This window comes from Aromatoleum diolicum, assembly GCF_012910955.1.
Classification (GTDB): Bacteria; Pseudomonadota; Gammaproteobacteria; order Burkholderiales; family Rhodocyclaceae; genus Aromatoleum; species Aromatoleum diolicum.
The window spans coordinates 1-1,482 of record NZ_WTVQ01000098.1 but is presented as its reverse complement, the minus strand read 5'-3'; the positions used below and the strand labels follow the sequence as shown (position 1 = coordinate 1,482).

Sequence of the window (1,482 nt, the reverse complement as noted above, 5' to 3'; positions counted from 1 at the left end):
TCCAGCCTCTCGGGCAGCAGCGCCTCCTGTGTGCGGCTCTGACCTTCGACGAAGCGCTTCATGGTCACTGATCACGCTGATAACAATGCAGATATCATACAACATCGACCGTTTTTACACAGCCTCGGCCAGAAGCGGCCGTTGGGCGTAGAACGCCGGTAGCAAACGTCCGTGCAATATAATAGTATGCTTATTGGCTAGATGCTGTTTTGCTCCAATATAGTTGAGAACGACAAGATGCTCAAAATTAAACGCGGCAGCGTATTTGATGAAAAATGCGATCTGATCGTGCTCCCATGTAGTTCGAGCGGCACCGTAACCAGCTGGGTAAAGCGCGAGATCGAACAAAATAATCTTCCGTTCCCAAGTGGGCTCATCCCATTTGGTCAAGTCAGGCTGCTTTCGACGGAGGCCAGATATACGAAGGCGGATTTTGTTGGCTATGCAGCCTCAGTGGACGCAAAGACAACAAGATCAAACCTTTCTGCAATTGAGAAAATCGCTTCTTCTCTAATCCTTCACTGCAAGCAAAACGACTGCTCCATCGTCAATATTCCACTTCTAGGAACCGGGGCAGGAGGATTAGATGCGGCAGCGGTTCTTGAAGTTTACGAAAAAATAATAGGCAGAGAGTCTTTCACTCTAAATGTCTTTGCTCCAGACAAAACAACGTACCAGAACATATTAAATGAGACACCTGAACACATCAGCAACACGGATGCACAAATTGAGCATCCGCGGGTCTTTATTTCTTATTCATGGAAAGATGATTCTGTAAAAAACTGGGTATTTGAGCTCGCGCACCATTTGTGTGCGAACGGGGTTGACGCCAGACTGGATAGGTTTCACCTACGTCCAGGGATGGATCTTCCGCAATGGATGACTAAACGAACTTATTAAGGCCAGCAAAGTCCTTTTGATTTGCGATTCCCATTACGCAGAAAAGGCCGACTCAAGGAAGGCTGGAGTTGGGTGGGAAACCATGATCATTCAAGGCGATATGATGCTTCAAGGGGAGGCAAATACAAAATACATTGTTATCGCGTACGGAGATTTTGAAAAAAACACCCCAATCTACATGAAGTCAAAGCTTGCAATTTCAAAATCAGAAATTGATAAAGACATTAACGCACTTCTTCAGCATATTTTTGAAATTGATACCGCCCCAGAGATTGGAAAAATTCCTGAGTGGGTGCTGCAGAAGAAAAAAAGTGCGAAAATCTAACACTTCCTAAGGGACTTCCCGTCAACCTCATCCTCTTGCAGACCGGCCGTAGGCCGATCGTGACGTCGATCACGTACTCATTTTCAGCCCTCCGCGATCACGCTCACACGTGACCGGTTTTCGACTGCCAGCATCGCCATGGACAAAGACAGAGCAGACTGCCTTTCCCTAATCGGCCTTGTTCGGCGCGCCAGCGCCGGGGCCCTGCGATTAACCGCACCGGCTGGCCTCAATCAGTCGTCGGCGCGACCGGGGCG

General features: G+C 48.3%; 2 protein-coding genes. Both read left to right on the top strand.

What is annotated here, in order from left to right; all coding sequences use genetic code 11:
• Positions 1–237 precede the first annotated feature (237 nt).
• The gene (locus GPA25_RS23535) at positions 238–900 is read left to right on the top strand and encodes a toll/interleukin-1 receptor domain-containing protein (RefSeq protein ID WP_169262822.1); all 663 of its coding nucleotides are present in this window, start codon (positions 238–240) and stop codon (positions 898–900) included.
• A gap of 82 nt (positions 901–982) precedes the next feature.
• Complete coding sequence (locus GPA25_RS23530; RefSeq protein WP_169262821.1) at positions 983–1,225, top strand: hypothetical protein; 243 nt, start codon at positions 983–985, stop codon at positions 1,223–1,225.
• Positions 1,226–1,482 lie beyond the last annotated feature (257 nt).